Origin of the sequence: Clostridium sp. MT-14, from assembly GCF_042436595.1 — a bacterium.
GTDB lineage: Bacteria > Bacillota > Clostridia > Clostridiales > Clostridiaceae > Clostridium_B > Clostridium_B aromativorans.
Genome location: NZ_JBHMIY010000002.1, coordinates 73,315 through 91,146 on the forward strand (window position 1 = coordinate 73,315; position 17,832 = coordinate 91,146).

Here is a 17,832-nt window from a genome sequence, read left to right on the forward strand (position 1 = left end):
CCAATTTCCTACTTTCATCAATAAAAAAGTAATTGTTTTTCATGCGTTTGCAAATTTATAGACAATAGCCTACTCCTTTTAATAATAGAAGTAGACACAAATTTTATCAAGAATCAAATAAAAGATTTTGTCTATATTTAGACAAATTAGATTAATCCGCAAAATTATGAAACAATATATACAAAATGAATGAATTCTGCGATTATCGAGCCAATTAACATAATCTACAAGTTGCTATTTTAACGCATCAAGAGATTCAAATACTTTTCCACATATAAATTAAATGCTGTTTTTATAATTTTAAATTATGTATACTCTTCAAATATCTTCCTAAAATGATATCCATAAATAGCAAAGGTAATTGCCAAGTCGAATACTTTGGGCCGCTTGAACATGCATCCAAAAAACAGCTTCCAGTAATATTTCCTTTCTTTTCCAAATAAACCAAGGTAAACATTTGCTTTAAGAAATGCCTCTATCTCGCTTAAGCCAATGTGCCGCTTGCCAAAGTTACTTGGACGAAATTCATTTAGAAAATTAGTAACACGTTCGTAATAATGTTTTGGTGAGTATAGCGTACTGACAACATACTTGTAACCACTAATTAATTCTTTGAGATTCATTGTGGGCTTAAAATTAATTGATAAGCTTGTGTTGTTGCCAGAAAATCCTTCTTCAATTCTTCCTTCTTTTTTCAGCCTTTTGTAAAGTAATGTTCCTCTTGGTGCATTCAATAAACCTACCATAGCTGTTACAATACCTGTGTCCTGAATAAACTTGATCATTTTTTTAAATATAGTCTTGTTGTCGCTATCAAAGCCTATAATAAATCCTCCCTGTACCTGAAGACCGTTACGCTGTATTTTTTTCACGCATTCCTCCAGATTGCGGTTTTTATTCTGAAGTTTGTTGCATTCAGTCAGGCTTTCTTCACTTACTGTTTCTATTCCTATGAAAACTGTTTTAAATCCAGCTCTAACCATTAAGTTCATAAGTTCGTCGTCATCAGACAGATTTATAGAGACTTCCGTAAAAAAACTGAATGGATAATCCCTTTGCTCCAGCCATTCTATAAGAGCTGGTAAAACTTCCTCCTTAAGCTTTTTGCGATTGCCTATGAAATTATCATCAACAAAGAAAATTGAACCTTTCCATCCCATTTCATATATGGCATCAAGCTCACTGATAAGATGTCTAACCGGTTTAGTTCTTGGAATTCGTCCGAAAAGTGTTGTGATATTACAGAATTCACAATTAAACGGACATCCTCGTGAGTATTGGATGTTTAGAGTTGAATAATTACTCATATCAATAAGATTCCACAGCGGAGCTGGAGTTTGTGTCAGATCAGCCCATTCATTAGTTGTATATATATGCTTCGGGCAATTGTTATCCAGATCACGAAGAAATTCTGGAATAGTCAATTCTCCTTCACCTAATACTAAATGATCAACATCATCAAAATCCTGATATTCGCTGGTAAAAAGAGGTCCACCTGCTACAGTTTTAACTCCGAGTTTTTTGCATCTGCTTATTAACTCCCTTGCGGATTGCTTTTGTATAACCATTGCACTTATAAAAACAAAATCCGCCCATTTAATATCATCGTCCTTGATCGTTTTGACATTCATATCAATTAGTTTCTTATCCCAGGCAGCAGGAAGCATTGCAGCAACAGTTATCAGTCCCAGGGGGGGAAACGCTGCTTTTTTGGATATAAATTTAAGTGCATGATTGAAACCCCAGAATGTTTCCGGCGACTTCGGATAAGCCAATAGTATCTTCATAAATATCACCTGTCTTTCGCTAAATATTATGGACATATTCTCTTCTCACTAGATAGCAGACCAAGCCAGCATCAATAACTATTACACATATTTTAAAAAATGTTTCATCATTTTACCATTTTATGCTAGTGAATTATTTATTGATCTGTTATTTACTTATATACATATATTTATTATACTTTTCTGTTTAGAACCATGCAATATTCAACTTAATTAAGTTTTGGCCTAATTGTACCAGACTATCTCAAAGCAAACAAAATCTATTGATATCATAGTATATTTTGAAAATGCCAGTATTAATCCCACCTTACATCTTTACATTTGGATTAACATACTGACCGTGATTTTTAGTTTTGTTTCCATATTGGATCGCAAACTTTGGGCAGCGGTGTAAGCACCCAAGACAAAGGGTACACTTTTCCTTGACCCATACCGGCCTTCCCTCCTTCATTTCAATAGCCGTAACCGGGCATTTTTTCGCACATAGCCCACACCCGATACAGCTATGCTCAACTGAAAAATATTTTGTCTGACGCTGCTTCTCATATTGCGGGTAAAATAATTTAACTGCGACCATAGGCATCTTTCGACGGCTGAAATCTCCAATAACATTCTGTTTGATCTTTTGGGTCGCATCCGCAATCTGCTTCTCGGCTTCATAATTGATTTTCTCTATTTTCTCTCTATCAGTAAGATCAAAGATAGGAGTCCACGTATCAGGCATCTGCACACTAAATTTTCCGTCTAAGGACAATCCTTTTTTTCTCAGAAACCCATCAACCATATGACCGGTCTGTCCGGTTGTGGTTCCGAATGTTGCAACATGATAGATGTAGGGATGGTGCAAATTCAGCATACGCAATTCCAGTTTTTTAAGGAACTCACATACAATGGAAGGCAAGCCCCAGAAATAGGTGGGTGTTATAAAACCGATTCTTTCTTTATCCTTTACCTCAAATATGAATTCCTGTTTTTTTACACAATCAGTGATTGCAACGGGTTCCTCCTTCGTTTCTGCCGCAATTTTCAAAGCGACATATTTGCAGTTTCCCGTTGCTGAAAAATAAAAGATCATATTTTTACCCTCCTTATTTCCTTAATATAGCACCAAAATGATGAAATTATTCAATCAGGGAAACCATATCTGCAGCTATTCAATGATAATTACATTGCTGAAAATTTCACGATTAGGGTATGAGGCAGAACTTTGGCCAGTAAGTGGTAAAATTTATAAAAAGCACCTTGCGTATAGGAAGCCTTTCCCTTCTTTGCTGCTGCCAGTGATTTCGACGCAAGTTTTTTAACATTCACTTCCGGTAAAAAATTAGAGACACCAGTATGACTTGTGTTTCTTGCGCCAACATTCATTTCAGTGTTCATCCAGCCTGGGTGAACTGCACAAACATTGATACCGCGCGGCTTCAATTCCTGTCGTAAACCTGTGCAAAAGTTCATTAAATAAGCTTTTGTTGCACTATAGACATTTAAATGCGGATTTGGTGCAAATGCTGAAGTTGAACAAGTTTCCAGAATGATGCTGCCCTTTTTCATATAGGGCAGGCAAAGATGGGTTACTGCTGTAGAGCCTTTAACATTTAGATCACACATAGCTATTTGGCTTTTTAGATCTGCTTCATCAAAATTGCCGCGTGTGACAACACCGGAATTGCTGATGAGCAGTTTGATGTCGGGTTTGTTTTCCTCCAGAATTCTACCGAGTGTTTTGTAACTTTCATCCTTTGAGAGGTCAAGTCCAATGGCTTTGCATTTTTTCTGTGGGTACTGCTTTGCAATTTCATTAAGACGTTCCAATCTGCGAGCAACCATCCATATTTCATCTACTTCGGGAAATTCGTTGACTACTACGTCGACATATTCCCTGCCAAGTCCAGAGGACGAACCAGTTATAACTGCAATAGACATCGTGGTGACTCCTTTCTGTTTTTATAATTTTACTTTTCCGGTTTGTGCCGCTACATTTACATTGTAAAATTTTCTAGTTTGAAGCTCTTCACAACTCCTCGGTCGCGTAACCAATAGCATCCTGTATGGTACATGAAAGTCTTCGATCCGTTTTCTCGTACCTTCAGGATTTCTCCCGCAAGGTCAGGCTGCATATAAACTTGTGAATAATTTTCAATTGAAAAATAATAGACAATTGCAAGCTTTTGTACTTCATTGTAGACTAAGATACAAATATTATCAAGAATCAAAAATACGCTTTTGCCCAAATTTAGACAAAATCATGAAATCTGCAAAAAGGTATATTTATGAAATATGATATTACGAAAAAAGTAACGAAAGGAGCAAAACAAACCTTAGACACCTTTTCTGGTACTATGTTTGAGCTGCTCTCGACGAAAGCCTTCGATAAAATCTTCTATAAGTTTTTTGTATTTATTGCTCTTATTGAGTTAAAGATTGCAATCAACGCAACTCCCATATCTCCAAATACAGCTTCCCACATTGAAGCTATTCCCAATGCACCTAATACGAGAAATATTGCTTTGATCCCTAATGCAAATACTACATTTTGATATACTATACCCTGAGTTCTTCTTGCAATTCTTATTGCAGATGCTACCTTAGATGGCTCATCAGTCATGATCACAATATCTGCAGCTTCAATGGCAGCATCTGATCCAAGCCCACCCATTGCAATACCTATATCTGCTCTTGCAAGTACTGGTGCATCATTTATTCCATCTCCAACAAATACAATCTTTCCTTTAGGAGATTTTTTCATCTCTAAAGATTCAATCTTATCTACTTTATCAGCTGGTAACAACTCTGAATAAACTTCATCCAGGCCCAATTGCCTTCCAATTTTATTGCCAACAGCTTCTAAATCTCCAGTAAGCATTATTTTTTTCTTAACGCCAATTTGATTTGCACCATAATTTCAATGATTATGTCCTTTATGATGTCTTCCGCCCCTGTTAACATAACCAAACTGCTGCTCATAATCTTCTCCTTGTTTTTTGTGCAACTGATTTTCATGACGTTTGGAGCGCTGGTCGCGACTGTTTTCACACAAATGAAGTCCGGAATTGCGGTTTCGGCAGCCACCTCACTGGCAAGTGAAATCACTTATGATATTTTTAAACCGATCATGGGCGGATATTCGGTGCGTTATCTTGTCCCCATCAAATATTTCAGCACCGATTATCTGATACAGCATACGGCATATGAGATGCCATTCGTAGTGATGACATTAATTCTTATTGTGATCAATATATTTCTATCCCATACGTTTTATCGAAAAAAGGATATCCATGCTGCATGATGAACCAAATTTAGTTTAGGAGGTCTTATAGATGAACTTACTTTTAAGAGAGCTGAAAGCGCACCGGAAATCTCTTTTGATTTGGTGTATTTGCATTTTCTATATAATCGCAGCCAGCATGTGGAAGTTCGGAGCGGAATACAGTTCGAATCAATCATTGAACGAACTGGTCGGGTTGCTCAATATTCTTTTGTTTAATGTGGTTACTCTTGTTTTTTCCATTATTATGGTAGGCTATTTTAATCATGGCGACAGTTTGGCTGCTGAAATTGTAAAACTCATGGCTGGGATGTTTATTATTCAGCTGATCTTTTTACTCATGGGGTCTGCCATTGCAGCTTATGGGAAAAATCTAAAAATTTCTACTCCTGTTGCAATTGTTGTAGTGCTTGTTTTCCTCATGATTGCTAAAATTGCAGATATGAGCAGGGACTTTGATTTCTTAAGATGGTTCACTCCTATCAAGTATTATGAAGCGGAACTTATTCTTGGACGTGGTGGGTTTAGCTCAACATATCTGCTTCTGTCAATCTTAATTTTAGGTTTACTTACTTTTATAACTTACATGTCTTATCAAAAACGGGATTTGAGGGTTTAATTACAAACATTCGCTACACCAAACGGCTGGACAACAAAAACTGTGTTGGCTGCGAGAAAATAGCCACCCATGGCAACATTGAATAAGATGAATACCGATATCCCTCCGATAAAGCTCTTAAACTGGAAAAGGTTCAGTACAATTAATGGTATCCAATATGTCCATAAACGTGCCGAACAAAAGCATGACTAAGGCAAATATGCGGTGCTTGCCGTTCTTATTTTCTTCCTGCATTATCGTGTTCCCCCTATATTATTTCTGGCACCCTTCCAAAACCAACGCTGAACCGAAATCCTTTAGGCCCGTATGCAGATCTTCTCTTTCACACGCCGGCCCATTCCGCAAACCAGTAATAACAGGTACTTCTTTCACATCAAATTCCAGTACCTCAAACATGTGTTTCGTGTAATCAATATACGATTTGAACAGGTCGGCATCAGGATTCCCTTGATTAAACGAAAGAATCAATTTTTGTTTCACAGCATTTTCTTTGAAAAACGGGGAGAATCGCGGAGAAAATCGTGCAAACAGCCTGTCGGTGAATATCTTACCTTGGGCACTCATCTGCCCCATGTAAATCGGTAAGCCTAAAACAATGGCATCGGCATGCTCAAGTGCGTCATAAATTTTCTGCATGTCGTCCTTGATAACACAACCCTGATCGCCCTTGTGGCAGGCCCAACAACCACGGCATGGTTTGATATTAAGATTGCTAAAACTGAAGGTACTCGTTTCGGCGCCCTGTTTCTTCGCACCTTCGAGTATTTTGTTTACAATAAATGTAGTATTGCCTTCTTCACGCTGACTTGCGATAATTCCGATGATATTCATTCTTTTTCCTCTTTGCATATAAGATTTGTTTCTCCTTTGTTCTGCAGATTTGTTCATTGTACGATCTCCTCTCATAATGGCATTTTTGTTTCCTTGTCAACGTAATCATTTTATCATTTTATTGTTTCCTTGTCAACATTAATATTAAAAAGGAAACAATAAGGCTCACGGATTTAAAGGCGCACAAAAATGCATCCCATCCTCAATGAGGGTGGGATGCCAGTGATTTCGTATTTCTTAATGTATTTCAATGGGACTCTGTATAACTATAGTTTATCAAATTTTATATCTACACCTAGTTTCTTTATTTCCGTATCCAAATGTATATTATACTTTTCCGCAAAGTCGAGTATAACATCAAGCTGTTTCTCGGTTACTTGTTCAAAAAAAGGTTGATCTCTATCCTTAAACTCTTTGTGCATTTCCTCATGGATATTATAAATTGCTTTTCCTTGCTCGGTGGGTTTAAAATAGACTTCTTTATTGTTATTCGGCTTCTGATAGCTTTCTATAAGCCCTTTTTTTACGAGCTTCTTAGTTAGTTTGCTTATAGCACCTCTGGTCATGTCAAAGGACTCCGCCAGCTTTGTCACATTGGAATCTTCATCTTTTCCGATATAAGCAATACAATGTATTTCAGAAGGATTATAACCCTTAAGCCTGTCTTTCATCTTAAAGCTATCAAGCCACATTCTTTTTTTAAATATATTCCATAAACCCATCATGGCCTGTTCTTCTTTGTCCATGGCCTGTCCTCCTATCTGTTGATGTATTAACAATATTATATTAAATTTTTGTTTCTATTTCAACAATGTTAAAATAATTATTCTAAGAATTAAACTACATCAATCAACGTATTAGCATTACTAAATATTTAGTAATGCATTTGAAATTTTTTCAAATCTTTCATCAGTTATACCAAGTTTTTTTCTGAATCTTTCATCTTCCATTCTGGCAATAATTATCTTGTGAGGAGATATTTTATTGATAATATTTTTTATCCTCTGAATTGATTCTTCATCATCGTTATAACCCTTAATGATAGTAATTTCAAATATAAACTTTCCTTTGTATTGTTTATTAAAAGCAATCATATTTGAAATATATTTTGCTAATGTATACCCTTCAATAGGTCTTTGGATTTTTTGGAAGCCCTCTTCTGTTATTATTTTTAGTTCTCCAACAACTTCATCACATTTATTGGCAATTTTCATATATTCATCTCTACCTAATAAATATCCATTAGAAAACAGCCTTACAGATAGACCTTTGCCTTTAATAAAGTTAATAATATCATCGATTTTGTCATTTACTAAGGCTTCTCCTTTTGAGTTAATAAAAATTAATTCTGGTTTTGTATTTTCTATTATGCTTTCTAGTTCAATCAATGAACTTTCTATTTTATTAAATGACTTTTGGGTATCTACCTTATTTTTCGATCTTCCAATAGGACAAAATATGCAGTCAAAGTTGCAGTACTTTTCTGGAAGTATGTTAATTTCCAGTACTCTTTTTCCATCTTCAACATAAATATCTTTATAGCTAAAATCACCCATTACCTTATCCCCCTCAAATTAATTTATTGATACTTCTTTATTGTTAATATTAAGATTTGAGTAAAACTATACTTATTTTTACTATTTTTAAATTATATAGATAATATTTTATGGCTTATTAAAAAGAAAATAAAAAACCCTAAGGAAATATTATAAAAATATCTCCCGGGCTTTTATCCTTCCGTGTACACAACTAAATGTGCGTTCTCTCTCGGACCAGCCAGCTGCAAACTGCGGAACCCTAGAAAACTCAAATATATAAAATCTCTTGTAACCTATAAGTTGCAACTTATAAATTTAATTTAGCATAATAGTTGATTTAAATCAAGTCAATATTTTTTCTTCTATGACTCTCAGTATCTCATATATAAACCATTTTCTTTCATATTACTTAAAATTATATTTTCATAACATACTTATTGATATTCCTAAAACTATCTTTTCTTCACGTTATCTTTTGATATTTCTACTCTTCGTACCGGCTTAGAGCTGAAGCTCGAGATGAATGCCCAGAAAAACAAGGTGATCAGCGCAGGAAGTGCATAAAGTTACGGAGAACATGAAGGTTTACATCCGTGGATGGAATTGAACAACCCTGTACTAAACAGTACGCACGGATTGTGTGAGAGGCGGCTGCTCAACGAATGGGCAGCTTCCTACTCGATTGCTGATAAGCCTTGCAAGAAAATATTCATTTAATATTATGTCAACAAATGCGAGGCAGTAGTTCTCCACCTGGCTGAGGCAGAAGCGTCTGTGAACCAATGGCTGTTTTCATAATTACCTTGCCGGGCATATCAGAGGTAACCTCACCGATAATTGCGGCATTCTTCGAATAAGGGCAACCGTGAAGTGTCTCAATGACCGACAGAGCCTCTTCCTTTGGTACAAATACTACAAGCCTGCCCTCGCAGGCCAGATACAGAGGTTCCAGCCCAAGCATGCCGCAGATACCGGACACCTCTCCGGCAACCGGGATCTTTTCAGCATCCAGGCGTATTCCAACACCACTCTGTCCTGCGATCTCATACAGCACTGTACCGACACCACCTCGTGTGGCGTCACGGATAACATGAATATTCTTAGTGGTATTGAACATTTGTTTAACCGTATCCCACAGAGGAGCGCAATCACTTGTGATGTTTGCATCAATGCCGAACTCATCCCTGGCAAGCAGAATTGCACAACCGTGCCGCCCTATATCACCGGTTACGATAACGGCGTCACCCTGCCGGGCCAGCTTTCCTGAAGGATTCGCACCCGCCAATATCCGACCAATTCCGGTAGTGGTAATAAAAATATTGTCCACCTGACCTTTTCCCGTCACCTTGGTATCGCCGGCCACAATCTTCACGCCGGCTTCCTTCGCCGTCTTTTCCATCGCCTCCGCAATTTGCTCCAGTTTTTCCATCGGAAATCCCTCTTCAATTACAAAGGCACAGGATAGGTAAAGCGGTTTTGCGCCCATGCAGGACAAATCGTTGACTGTTCCGCATATACTGAGTTTTCCGATGTTCCCACCTGGAAACTCATAGGGTGAAACGATAAAACCGTCCGTAGTAAATGCAATCTTCCCTGATTCTATTGGCAGGACCGCCGCGTCATCTGCAGTTAAATCCGGATTAGAAAAATGAACCTTAAATATCTGATCAATCAGCTCTGACGTCTGCTTTCCGCCTGCACCGTGAGCTAGCATAACCGTTTTATACATTTAAATCTCCTCCATACTGATAATAGGCTGAGCATGCACCCTCGTTGGACACCATGCAAGCACCCACTGGATGCTGCGGTGTGCAGCCAGTCCCAAACGCTTTGCAGTCTGATGGCCTGCATTTTCCCTGAAGTACATCGCCGCAGCGGCATGCGGGGCTGCTCCTGCCAGTGATCTTCGGTAGACTGAACCGAAGCCTTGCATCAAAACCACCATACACATCTCGAAGTTTAAGACCGGAACCTTCTATCATTCCAAGCCCACGCCATTCGGCATCGCAGGGCTCCATGACTTCTTTTATAAGCTTTTGCGCAAGTACATTGCCTTCGGGCTTCACCACCCGCGGATAACAGTTCCGGAAAAATGGCTTTCCTTTCTGACTCAACTTGATCACAACAGCAAGTGCGGTAAGAAGCTCGTCCGCAGTAAAACCCGTCACGACACCGGAGATTCCCTTTTTAACAAGTTGTTCACAGACATACGTTCCGGCAATAGCGTTGACGTGTCCCGGATAGAGGAATGCGTCAGCACTGTTCTTCAGTACTTTGTAAGCATTTGGCATCGTCTTGTTGGCACCGAGGATAGTGAAATTTTTGAGGCCCGCCATTTTAGCTTTTTTGACAGCGAGACACGCTGCCGGCACTGTAGTTTCAAATCCCACTGCAAGAAAAACAACATTTTTATCCGGGTTTTTCCCAGCGTATTCAACGGCATCCAGCGGAGAATATACCATCTTAATAGCCGCACCCTTCGGCCTGGCGCCGGCTAGACTTACCTTTGATCCGGGAATGCGGATTAGATCGCCAAAAGTACAGATAACCGCACCATGATCAAGTGCGAGCATGACGGCCTCGTCGATAAATCCAACCGGCGTAACACAGACCGGACACCCGGGGCCGGAGATCAGTTCAACGGCTTCGGGCAGGATTTTCCGGATTCCCAGTCTGAAAATTTCATGGGTATGCGTGCCGCATACTTCCATAATGCGAAGATGCCGGCCATTATAAGATTCAATAATTTCCTTTGCGGATGCATTACGATTTCCCATTAAAGCGTCTCCATAATTTTACTAGTTTCATCAGCATCGCTGTCAGTAATTTTGGCAATAGCCATTCCTGCATGAACCATAACATAATCACCGGGTTCGAGATCCTCCATCAGATCTACCGATACCTTCCTTTTGGCCCCGGACATGTCAATAACCGCCGTGTCTTCATCGATGTTGACAACCTTTGCTGATATTCCTACACACATAATTCATACCTCCAATATTTGATAATATAATTCATTTAAATACATGGTTTTATTGATTTAGATGGTACATGGCGGCAACTGCCTGACCGAGCGCGATCCCGCCGTCGTTCGGAGGGATAAGACTGTGAAGCAACACAGTAAATCCATGTTCCCGCAGCCGTGAAGTACACATTCCAGTGAGGAGCCGGTTCTGGAAAACGCCGCCGCTGAGCGCACACACATCAAGCCCTGTTATATCCCGGGCCTTTTCACAACCTGCCGTAATCATTTCCGCCAAGGCAACATGGAACGTATAGGCGAGCTCTTGTGTGTCTTCACCCGAAAGCACCAAATCCGTCAGATATTTCACCAGTTCATCCGTGCAAAGCACAAACCTGTTTTTTACGGAAATCAACATTCGATGGACGGCGCCGGAAACTTTTTCCGAGGTATCCGGATACTGTTCACAGTAAGTCTCGGCGGCAAACTGGAGCGCCATTGATGCCTCACCCTCAAATGTTGAAATTCCCCTTATGCCGAGAATGGCGCTGACCGCGTCGAAAAGCCGTCCAGCACTGGTGGAAAGGACACTGTTGAGCTTCTTATCCGCCATCATCATCTGCACACGCATTACCTTTGGGCTGCATAGGCCCAGCGCGGAGATAACATCAGCTGCCTTATCTTGATATAGAGCGTAAAGCATCGAAACGGCAATACGCCATCCCTCCTGAGCCGAGACATCACCACCAATCTGCAAAAACGGACGGATACTGCCGAGCCGTTCGAATCCGCCGTAAGACGATTTTAAAAACTCGCCTCCCCAGATGGTTCCGTCAGCCCCATAGCCAGTGCCGTCAAAAGAGACTCCGATCACATCATCTGCATAATCGTTTTCCGCCATACACGAAACAATATGAGCGTAATGATGCTGTATCTTCATGATCGGTAGGCCAAGTTCTCCCGCAATAGCCGTTGTGTTGTATCTCGGGTGCATATCGCACGCCACAATCTGCGGCTTTGCTTCAAGCAGAGTTTCCATTCTTTCAACAGATTCGCGCAGGGCACAGACGGTGCGTATGTCCGCCATATCTCCAACATAGGGGGACGGATAAAACAGTCTATTTTTCCCAATGCAAAACGCATTTTTCAGCTCGCCGCCAATACCAAGGACCTGTCCGTGAAAATCACTTGAGAGCATAAATGGCAGCGGTGAGTATCCGCGTGACCTCCGAATCATATAGGGTTTTCCCTGAAAAAAATCCATGACAGAATCGTCGGCTCTCAAGCGGATTTTCCGATCGTGCGACAAAACCACATCGCAGAATCCTGAGATTTCGTGTAAGACATCCTCATCACTTTTGCAAATCGGCGCACCCGATACGTTTCCGCTCGTCATTACCAGGCAGTCCGTCATTTGAACATCGTCATTATAAGTAAAGAGCAGCATCTGTATTGGCGCATAGGGCAGCATAACTCCAACCATCGGGTTATCTGGCGCAATCTGATCGCAAAGACGGCTGACTGGCTTCTTTCTCAGAAGGATGATGGGCTTTTGGGGACCGTTCAATATTTTCTCCTGCCCAGGGAGAATCATACACTCGCGTTTTACTGTGTTCAGATCATGCAGCATAACCGCAAACGGCTTTATAGGTCTACTTTTTAGTGCACGCAGACGGTTGACGGCTCTTTCATTCGATGCGTCACAGCAGAGGTGAAAACCACCAATTCCCTTGACCGCCGCAATTTTTCCATCCATTATGGCACGTCTTGTATAGGTAATCGCATCCGCACCACGCTCCGAACGTTCAAGCAGATACACCTGAGGACCGCAGTCGTTGCAGCAAACTGGCTGTGCATCGTACCTTCTGGTTTCGGCATGGGTGTATTCATATTTGCAGGCAGGGCACATCGGGAATTCTCCCATGCTTGTGCGGACACGATCATAGGGCATGGAATCGAGAATAGTCAGCCTCGGGCCGCAGGCAGTACAATTGATAAAAGGGTGCAGATAACGCCGATTGTTTCTGTCAAAAAGCTCCTGTTTACACTTGTCGCATGTGGCAATGTCCGGTGAAACAAAAATATCTCCAACCTCTTTTTCGCTTTCAATAATTTCAAAGCTCTCCGCAGTCTTTTCGTCAGTCTTGTTTAAATCTATCTTTAAAATCGTCGATCTCTCAGGAGGTTCGTTTTTAAGCACTTTCAAAAACGCATGAAGTGCTTTGTCCGTTCCCTGTACATGCACTTCCACGTAAGATCCCTTGTTGGCCACACTTCCCTTGATGCCGAACCGGTGGGCAATTCTGCTGACAAACGGCCGGAAGCCCACACCCTGGACAATACCGTAAATCCTGATGATCAGAGAAGACATTTTCATCAATTCACTCCCTTTCTTTATACCACCGCTTTACACGGTTCATTCTTCTAGTCTGCCGGATACTGCGAAATGCGGAAAATCAATAAATTGGCCATAATAGTGCCTGAGTGCACGTTTCAAAAAACTGTCACCGATAACCACGTTATAGCCGCCGTCTTCCACAGCAGCGGCAAACTGCCGCTCGTCCGTGAGTCTGAAGTCCCCCTTCTGCTTCAAATCATCCTTCAGCATGAACCACGATGCAACCGTCACGTCGGCATCGACACTATCAAGTATTCTATTGCGTACCGAGTTTGCCAGTATTTGCTGATGGATCACAAGCACCCGTTTTCCGGCAAGTCCTGTTAACTTTTCCTTCAGATTTTTCGAAATGAGGGGACAACCTATGGTATACGGTGTCCCGAAGGTTGATCTCAGGTATTTCGCAGTTTTAAGGCCAGCAGGAGATACAACCAGGTTTTTTTCTGCGGCAGAGGCGTGCTGTACACTGTCAAGACCGCGGCCCATTCCATAGCAAACGGCCCTGCCAAGGCCACTGTGCTCCACCGCCGAAGCCATAAGCTCCCCGGCCTGCAGGCTAGAAAATTCAAGCGGTGTCACTCCCAGCACGCCGACGGTGCCGCGTTTTACCGGAAAGCCCTCCGTGGCAAAGCCCTGAAAAAGTTTCAGCATGGCGCTCTCTTCCCCCTCATCATAGAGGCTGGTCCCGCTCGTCTCAATAGTAATTGCCGGAAGTCCAGTCCTTTTCTCGGCCATGCGCTTAAGTGCACGAAAATCCGTTCCTATGACCGCCGGAACAGGTGTGCCGATAATCGCCGTAAACGCTGCGTCTATCTTTGATACGGCATCCTGCAGTTTTGTAATCAACCGTTCGTCACATCCGAGTATCGCATCCATGTCCCGCAGCCCAGCACTGAAAATGGCACTTTTTTTCTGGAACCAGCGCGGCTCATCAAAGCCGCATACGTTCCCGGTACATCCACCTGCATCACAGATCACAATAAGACTTCCAAGTTCGAAGAGTACCGATACGGCTCCGGATATATCCGGAGCGAACGGCGACAGATATTTAATCATATTCATTCAGTCCTCCTTGCTAAATACTGTATCGAGCGCTTCAAAAAGTGCCGTCACACCGGCATATCCAAAGGGTTGGAGTTCCTCATTCCAGTCAACTCCGACACATCCCGGATGATAATAGGCCGCATCTTTGCCAATGACGGCGTTTACGTTCGAATCATCTGAGTCGTAATAGAGCATGGTCGGAGAAAGATTGGAATAAATTTTTGTCTGCGGACTGAGCCGTGCAATTTTTTTGAGGTAGGCAAAATTCACATCGCCCACAGTGCCGTAGATTTCGGAAACCGCGAATCCATATCGGATTAACGCCAGTGACAACTCAAAGGGGTCGGCATTTGCCCATTCACCTACCGCGAACGTGACATTGTTGTGATCACTGCGAAATTTTTCAACTGATGCGGATGCCATATTGTAATATTTTCGGTCGTCGAAGGTCACACCCAAGGCCTGACCGAAAAGATGATACTGATTGCGTATTTTGTCCAGCTGATACATCCTTGTCAGTTCAATACTCGGGATATTCAACTTTTTTTCCATGTCCAGCACGGCATGTCTCGCCTCCTGGCTCAGAACAAGATTGAAGTTCGCCTGAGCCATGGTCAAATACTCACCAAAATCCCGGCATCGGGAAATTTCACGGATCTGATGTATACCCGCCTGTCTTAGGAGAGCATACAGCTCGCAGTCGTCCCTCAGCGGCGAAAAATATCCGATGATATTCATTGCATCCGGCTTTTTAGGGACAGGTTTCAGCAGGGAATAAATGGACTGGCACACCGCGACCATGGGCGGTAGACGCCCCTCCCGTGTCAGTGCATACATATAGCATGGAATCACGGGAACTCCCGCATGCTCAGATGCCCTTTTGCATACACGTTCCATATCCGTTCCAAGCAGTGCGTCAACACAGGTAATGCAGATCATGACAGCCGTTGGCACCGTATCACATGCCTCACAGACCTCCTTAACTGCATTTGGAATTTTGGTCAGATGCCGCCCTGTGACAATATCAGTTTCATCCATCGTCATGTAAAAAAATCGTTCTTCATAGCCCTTTTGGCTGAGTGCAGCTGTGTTTCTTCCGCAACAGCCCGGTGAAATAAGCAGCATTACGGAGCCTGGGATGGCCAGTCCAGCACGTTTGACGCCGAAACCCTGTGCGCCCGGAGAGTTGAACGCCAGCGTTGCAGGTGAACTGTAAATCAAGTGCGTAGACGAAAGCAGCTCATCTGGTATATCGGAATACCCACGGTGCACTAGTTCTTCGGCGCTTATGTAATATGCCTTATTCATCGGTTTCTTCATCCCCAGACAATAACTCTGCCAGGTCGAAAAATTTGCAGCTTACAGGCAGTGAAGCATCCCCCTCTATGACAGTTTTCCCCATATCTTCGTATCGAATAATATCGTCACTTCTCGGAATATCCGCAACAATTGGCAGACCGACATTTAAGGCAAACGCCCGGACTTTTTCCTCCTCATGATCCACATTTCTACGATTAAATACGATGCCGCGCACCTTTGCGTAACTGCGGTCGGCAAAATTATGGACGGCGGTGTTGATATTATTTGCAGCATAAAGTGCCATTTTTTCACCGGAAGTAACGATCAGCACCTCTGATGCATACTCCTCCCGTATCGGTGCGGCAAATCCACCGCACACAACGTCTCCGAGCACGTCGTAAAGGACAACATCGGGGCGGTATTTTTCAAAAAGATCCAGATCGTTCAACAAGCTGAATGTCGTAATGATTCCACGGCCCGCACACCCGAGCCCCGGAGTCGGCCCACCGGTCTCGATGCACAAGACATGCCCAAAGCCCTCTTTTGTGATTTCCTCCAGATGATCCGGCTCTCGGTCGAATTTTCGCAAATAATCCATAACTGGCATGACCCGATTCCCGGCAAGCAGGTTGATCGTCGAATCCGCTTTCGGATCGCAGCCAATCTGGATTACTTTTTTCCCAAGAGAAGCAAATGCAGCACTTAGATTACTCGTAATCATTGATTTTCCTATTCCACCTTTCCCGTAAACAGCTATTTTTATCATATCGTTTCCTCCAGTTTCAGCTTTCTATTAATCAAATTCGGTATTTGTTCCCGGTAGCACCTTCCGGAAAATGCCTCGTGCGGCAGACTGTAAAACGATACGTCATCCGGACATATCGGCTTATAGAGAGGATCCGCTATGACACTGCCGGCTAAAGCAAACTGTCTCGCTGCATCATCCTCATTCGGAATGAGAACGTCCCCCTCCGCCGTCAGTTCTTCCGTTGTTTCCAGCGGACAGAGTACCCTGACTGATCTACCGGATTCCACCTCGATTGCACGTGCAAGCGATCCAGCAAATATGCTTTCGCCGACAACTGTCAGTCCGCCATCCGATCCACTTTTCCGCTCTGCACAGGGCACACTGCTTTTTCCACTCTTTGCAGCTCTTCTAAGTACATGGGCAAGGATGTCGGCAAACCCGATTCCAAATGGAACACCGGCAACGTATGGAGTACCGAACTGTTTTTGCAGCATTTTTGCGGTGGCAAGACCGCTGTATGACACAACAAGGTTGACATGTGCACTGCCCGCCAGGCTGATACGATCCAAATCACTCCCCATTGCCATGCAGGATACAAGCCTAAATCCACTTTCGGCGAGCCACCGTTTGATCGATTCCACGCTGCCATTTATTGAGAAGTCCAATGGTGTTGCCCCGATAATATTCACGGAGAGATCTTTAGACCTGGCAACATCTCCATGGCAAAAATACTTCACGACAGTCTCCAATGCACAGGAAGCACCGGTAAGATAGGAGTGCATGCCATTTGTGCTCAAGCCGAAGGTCGGGATACCGGTCTTTTCACCGATCACCTTGGCAATTGCCTTAAAGTCCGTCCCGATCATCATTGCCACCGGAGAACCGCATATGGCGATGAACCTCGGCGAAAGTTCCCCAGCCGTATTCACAATATCGCCAATCAATCTATTGTCGTCACCCAGGATGGCCTCCGTCTCCGTCAGTGCGGATATATAGATCATGCTGTCCAGATCATACCACCTGGGCTCGTCATGCGTTGTATATGTAGAATTGCATCCCGATGCGTCATGAATTACAGTCATTCCCCCAAGCTCAAAGAGAGCGGAGCAGACACCCGAAATATCCGCCGTATAAGTTGATATAATTCTTGCCGTCTGTCTCATAAGCAGCTCTCACACCCCAATCCTTTATACTGGATGACCGTTTTCACGTCCTTTTCGTGCAGATATGCATCGGTCATCATTTCGGCAAGATGGACGATCCCATCAAAACCGTACATTCCGCCGCCTGCCACGATATTTACAAAATGGCCTGTTTCATTGAAATACGCAGCCTTCTGGC

Annotated in this window: 15 protein-coding genes, 1 pseudogene and 1 riboswitch; of the genes and pseudogenes, 1 reads left to right on the plus strand and 15 read right to left on the minus strand. The window is 42.6% G+C overall.

What is annotated here, in order from left to right; translation table 11 throughout:
* Positions 1 to 305 precede the first annotated feature (305 nt).
* The 4 genes and pseudogenes from ACFHWD_RS02230 to ACFHWD_RS02245 form a co-directional block, all read right to left on the minus strand.
* Positions 306 to 1,787, minus strand: coding sequence for a B12-binding domain-containing radical SAM protein (locus ACFHWD_RS02230; RefSeq protein ID WP_378060067.1), 1,482 nt, complete (start codon positions 1,785 to 1,787; stop codon positions 306 to 308).
* Between the two features lie 307 nt (positions 1,788 to 2,094).
* The gene (locus ACFHWD_RS02235; RefSeq protein WP_179977799.1) at positions 2,095 to 2,862 is read right to left on the minus strand and encodes an EFR1 family ferrodoxin; all 768 of its coding nucleotides are present in this window, start codon (positions 2,860 to 2,862) and stop codon (positions 2,095 to 2,097) included.
* 89 nt (positions 2,863 to 2,951) lie between these two features.
* Positions 2,952 to 3,710 (minus strand): SDR family NAD(P)-dependent oxidoreductase, encoded by a 759-nt coding sequence (locus tag ACFHWD_RS02240; protein WP_378060069.1) that lies wholly within the window; start codon positions 3,708 to 3,710, stop codon positions 2,952 to 2,954.
* Between the two features lie 457 nt (positions 3,711 to 4,167).
* Positions 4,168 to 4,659 (minus strand): annotated as a pseudogene (locus tag ACFHWD_RS02245) (HAD-IC family P-type ATPase); the annotation flags it as partial.
* 445 nt (positions 4,660 to 5,104) lie between these two features.
* Between ACFHWD_RS02245 and ACFHWD_RS02250 the strand changes: the two are divergent.
* Positions 5,105 to 5,671 carry a hypothetical protein gene (locus tag ACFHWD_RS02250; RefSeq protein WP_179977801.1) on the plus strand — a complete coding sequence of 189 codons (567 nt, stop codon included), beginning with the start codon at positions 5,105 to 5,107 and terminating at the stop codon, positions 5,669 to 5,671.
* A 252-nt stretch (positions 5,672 to 5,923) separates the two neighbouring features.
* Here ACFHWD_RS02250 and ACFHWD_RS02255 read toward each other — a convergent pair whose 3' ends face one another.
* The 11 genes from ACFHWD_RS02255 to ACFHWD_RS02305 form a co-directional block, all read right to left on the minus strand.
* Entirely contained in the window at positions 5,924 to 6,502 is a 579-nt protein-coding gene (locus tag ACFHWD_RS02255) for an NAD(P)H-dependent oxidoreductase (protein WP_179978315.1), read from the minus strand.
* A 266-nt stretch (positions 6,503 to 6,768) separates the two neighbouring features.
* Positions 6,769 to 7,248 (minus strand): MarR family transcriptional regulator, encoded by a 480-nt coding sequence (locus tag ACFHWD_RS02260; protein WP_150359065.1) that lies wholly within the window; start codon positions 7,246 to 7,248, stop codon positions 6,769 to 6,771.
* 120 nt (positions 7,249 to 7,368) lie between these two features.
* The gene (locus ACFHWD_RS02265) at positions 7,369 to 8,058 is read right to left on the minus strand and encodes a radical SAM protein (RefSeq protein WP_179977802.1); all 690 of its coding nucleotides are present in this window, start codon (positions 8,056 to 8,058) and stop codon (positions 7,369 to 7,371) included.
* A gap of 160 nt (positions 8,059 to 8,218) precedes the next feature.
* Positions 8,219 to 8,314: riboswitch (guanidine-I (ykkC/yxkD leader) on the minus strand.
* Positions 8,315 to 8,764: 450 nt separating this feature from the next.
* Positions 8,765 to 9,769 (minus strand): hydrogenase expression/formation protein HypE, encoded by a 1,005-nt coding sequence (gene hypE / locus ACFHWD_RS02270; protein WP_150358014.1) that lies wholly within the window; start codon positions 9,767 to 9,769, stop codon positions 8,765 to 8,767.
* Positions 9,762 to 10,817: a hydrogenase formation protein HypD gene (hypD, locus tag ACFHWD_RS02275; protein ID WP_150358015.1), complete on the minus strand. Its 1,056-nt coding sequence runs from the start codon at positions 10,815 to 10,817 to the stop codon at positions 9,762 to 9,764. The genes hypE and hypD overlap by 8 nt, the downstream gene beginning before the upstream one ends.
* A complete protein-coding gene (locus ACFHWD_RS02280; protein ID WP_150358016.1) occupies positions 10,817 to 11,023 on the minus strand; it encodes a HypC/HybG/HupF family hydrogenase formation chaperone in 207 nt (68 codons plus the stop codon). Before ACFHWD_RS02280 ends, hypD begins: the two co-directional genes overlap by 1 nt.
* 49 nt (positions 11,024 to 11,072) lie before the next feature.
* On the minus strand, positions 11,073 to 13,379 hold the full coding sequence (gene hypF, locus ACFHWD_RS02285; RefSeq protein WP_378060073.1) for a carbamoyltransferase HypF: 2,307 nt from the start codon (positions 13,377 to 13,379) through the stop codon (positions 11,073 to 11,075).
* 39 nt (positions 13,380 to 13,418) lie between these two features.
* The gene (locus ACFHWD_RS02290; RefSeq protein ID WP_150358017.1) at positions 13,419 to 14,462 is read right to left on the minus strand and encodes a nitrogenase component 1; all 1,044 of its coding nucleotides are present in this window, start codon (positions 14,460 to 14,462) and stop codon (positions 13,419 to 13,421) included.
* The gene (locus ACFHWD_RS02295) at positions 14,463 to 15,752 is read right to left on the minus strand and encodes a nitrogenase component 1 (RefSeq protein WP_236035212.1); all 1,290 of its coding nucleotides are present in this window, start codon (positions 15,750 to 15,752) and stop codon (positions 14,463 to 14,465) included.
* Complete coding sequence (locus ACFHWD_RS02300) at positions 15,745 to 16,509, minus strand: AAA family ATPase (RefSeq protein WP_150358019.1); 765 nt, start codon at positions 16,507 to 16,509, stop codon at positions 15,745 to 15,747. The genes ACFHWD_RS02295 and ACFHWD_RS02300 overlap by 8 nt, the downstream gene beginning before the upstream one ends.
* Complete coding sequence (locus ACFHWD_RS02305; RefSeq protein ID WP_179977803.1) at positions 16,506 to 17,654, minus strand: nitrogenase component 1; 1,149 nt, start codon at positions 17,652 to 17,654, stop codon at positions 16,506 to 16,508. The genes ACFHWD_RS02300 and ACFHWD_RS02305 overlap by 4 nt, the downstream gene beginning before the upstream one ends.
* Positions 17,655 to 17,832 lie beyond the last annotated feature (178 nt).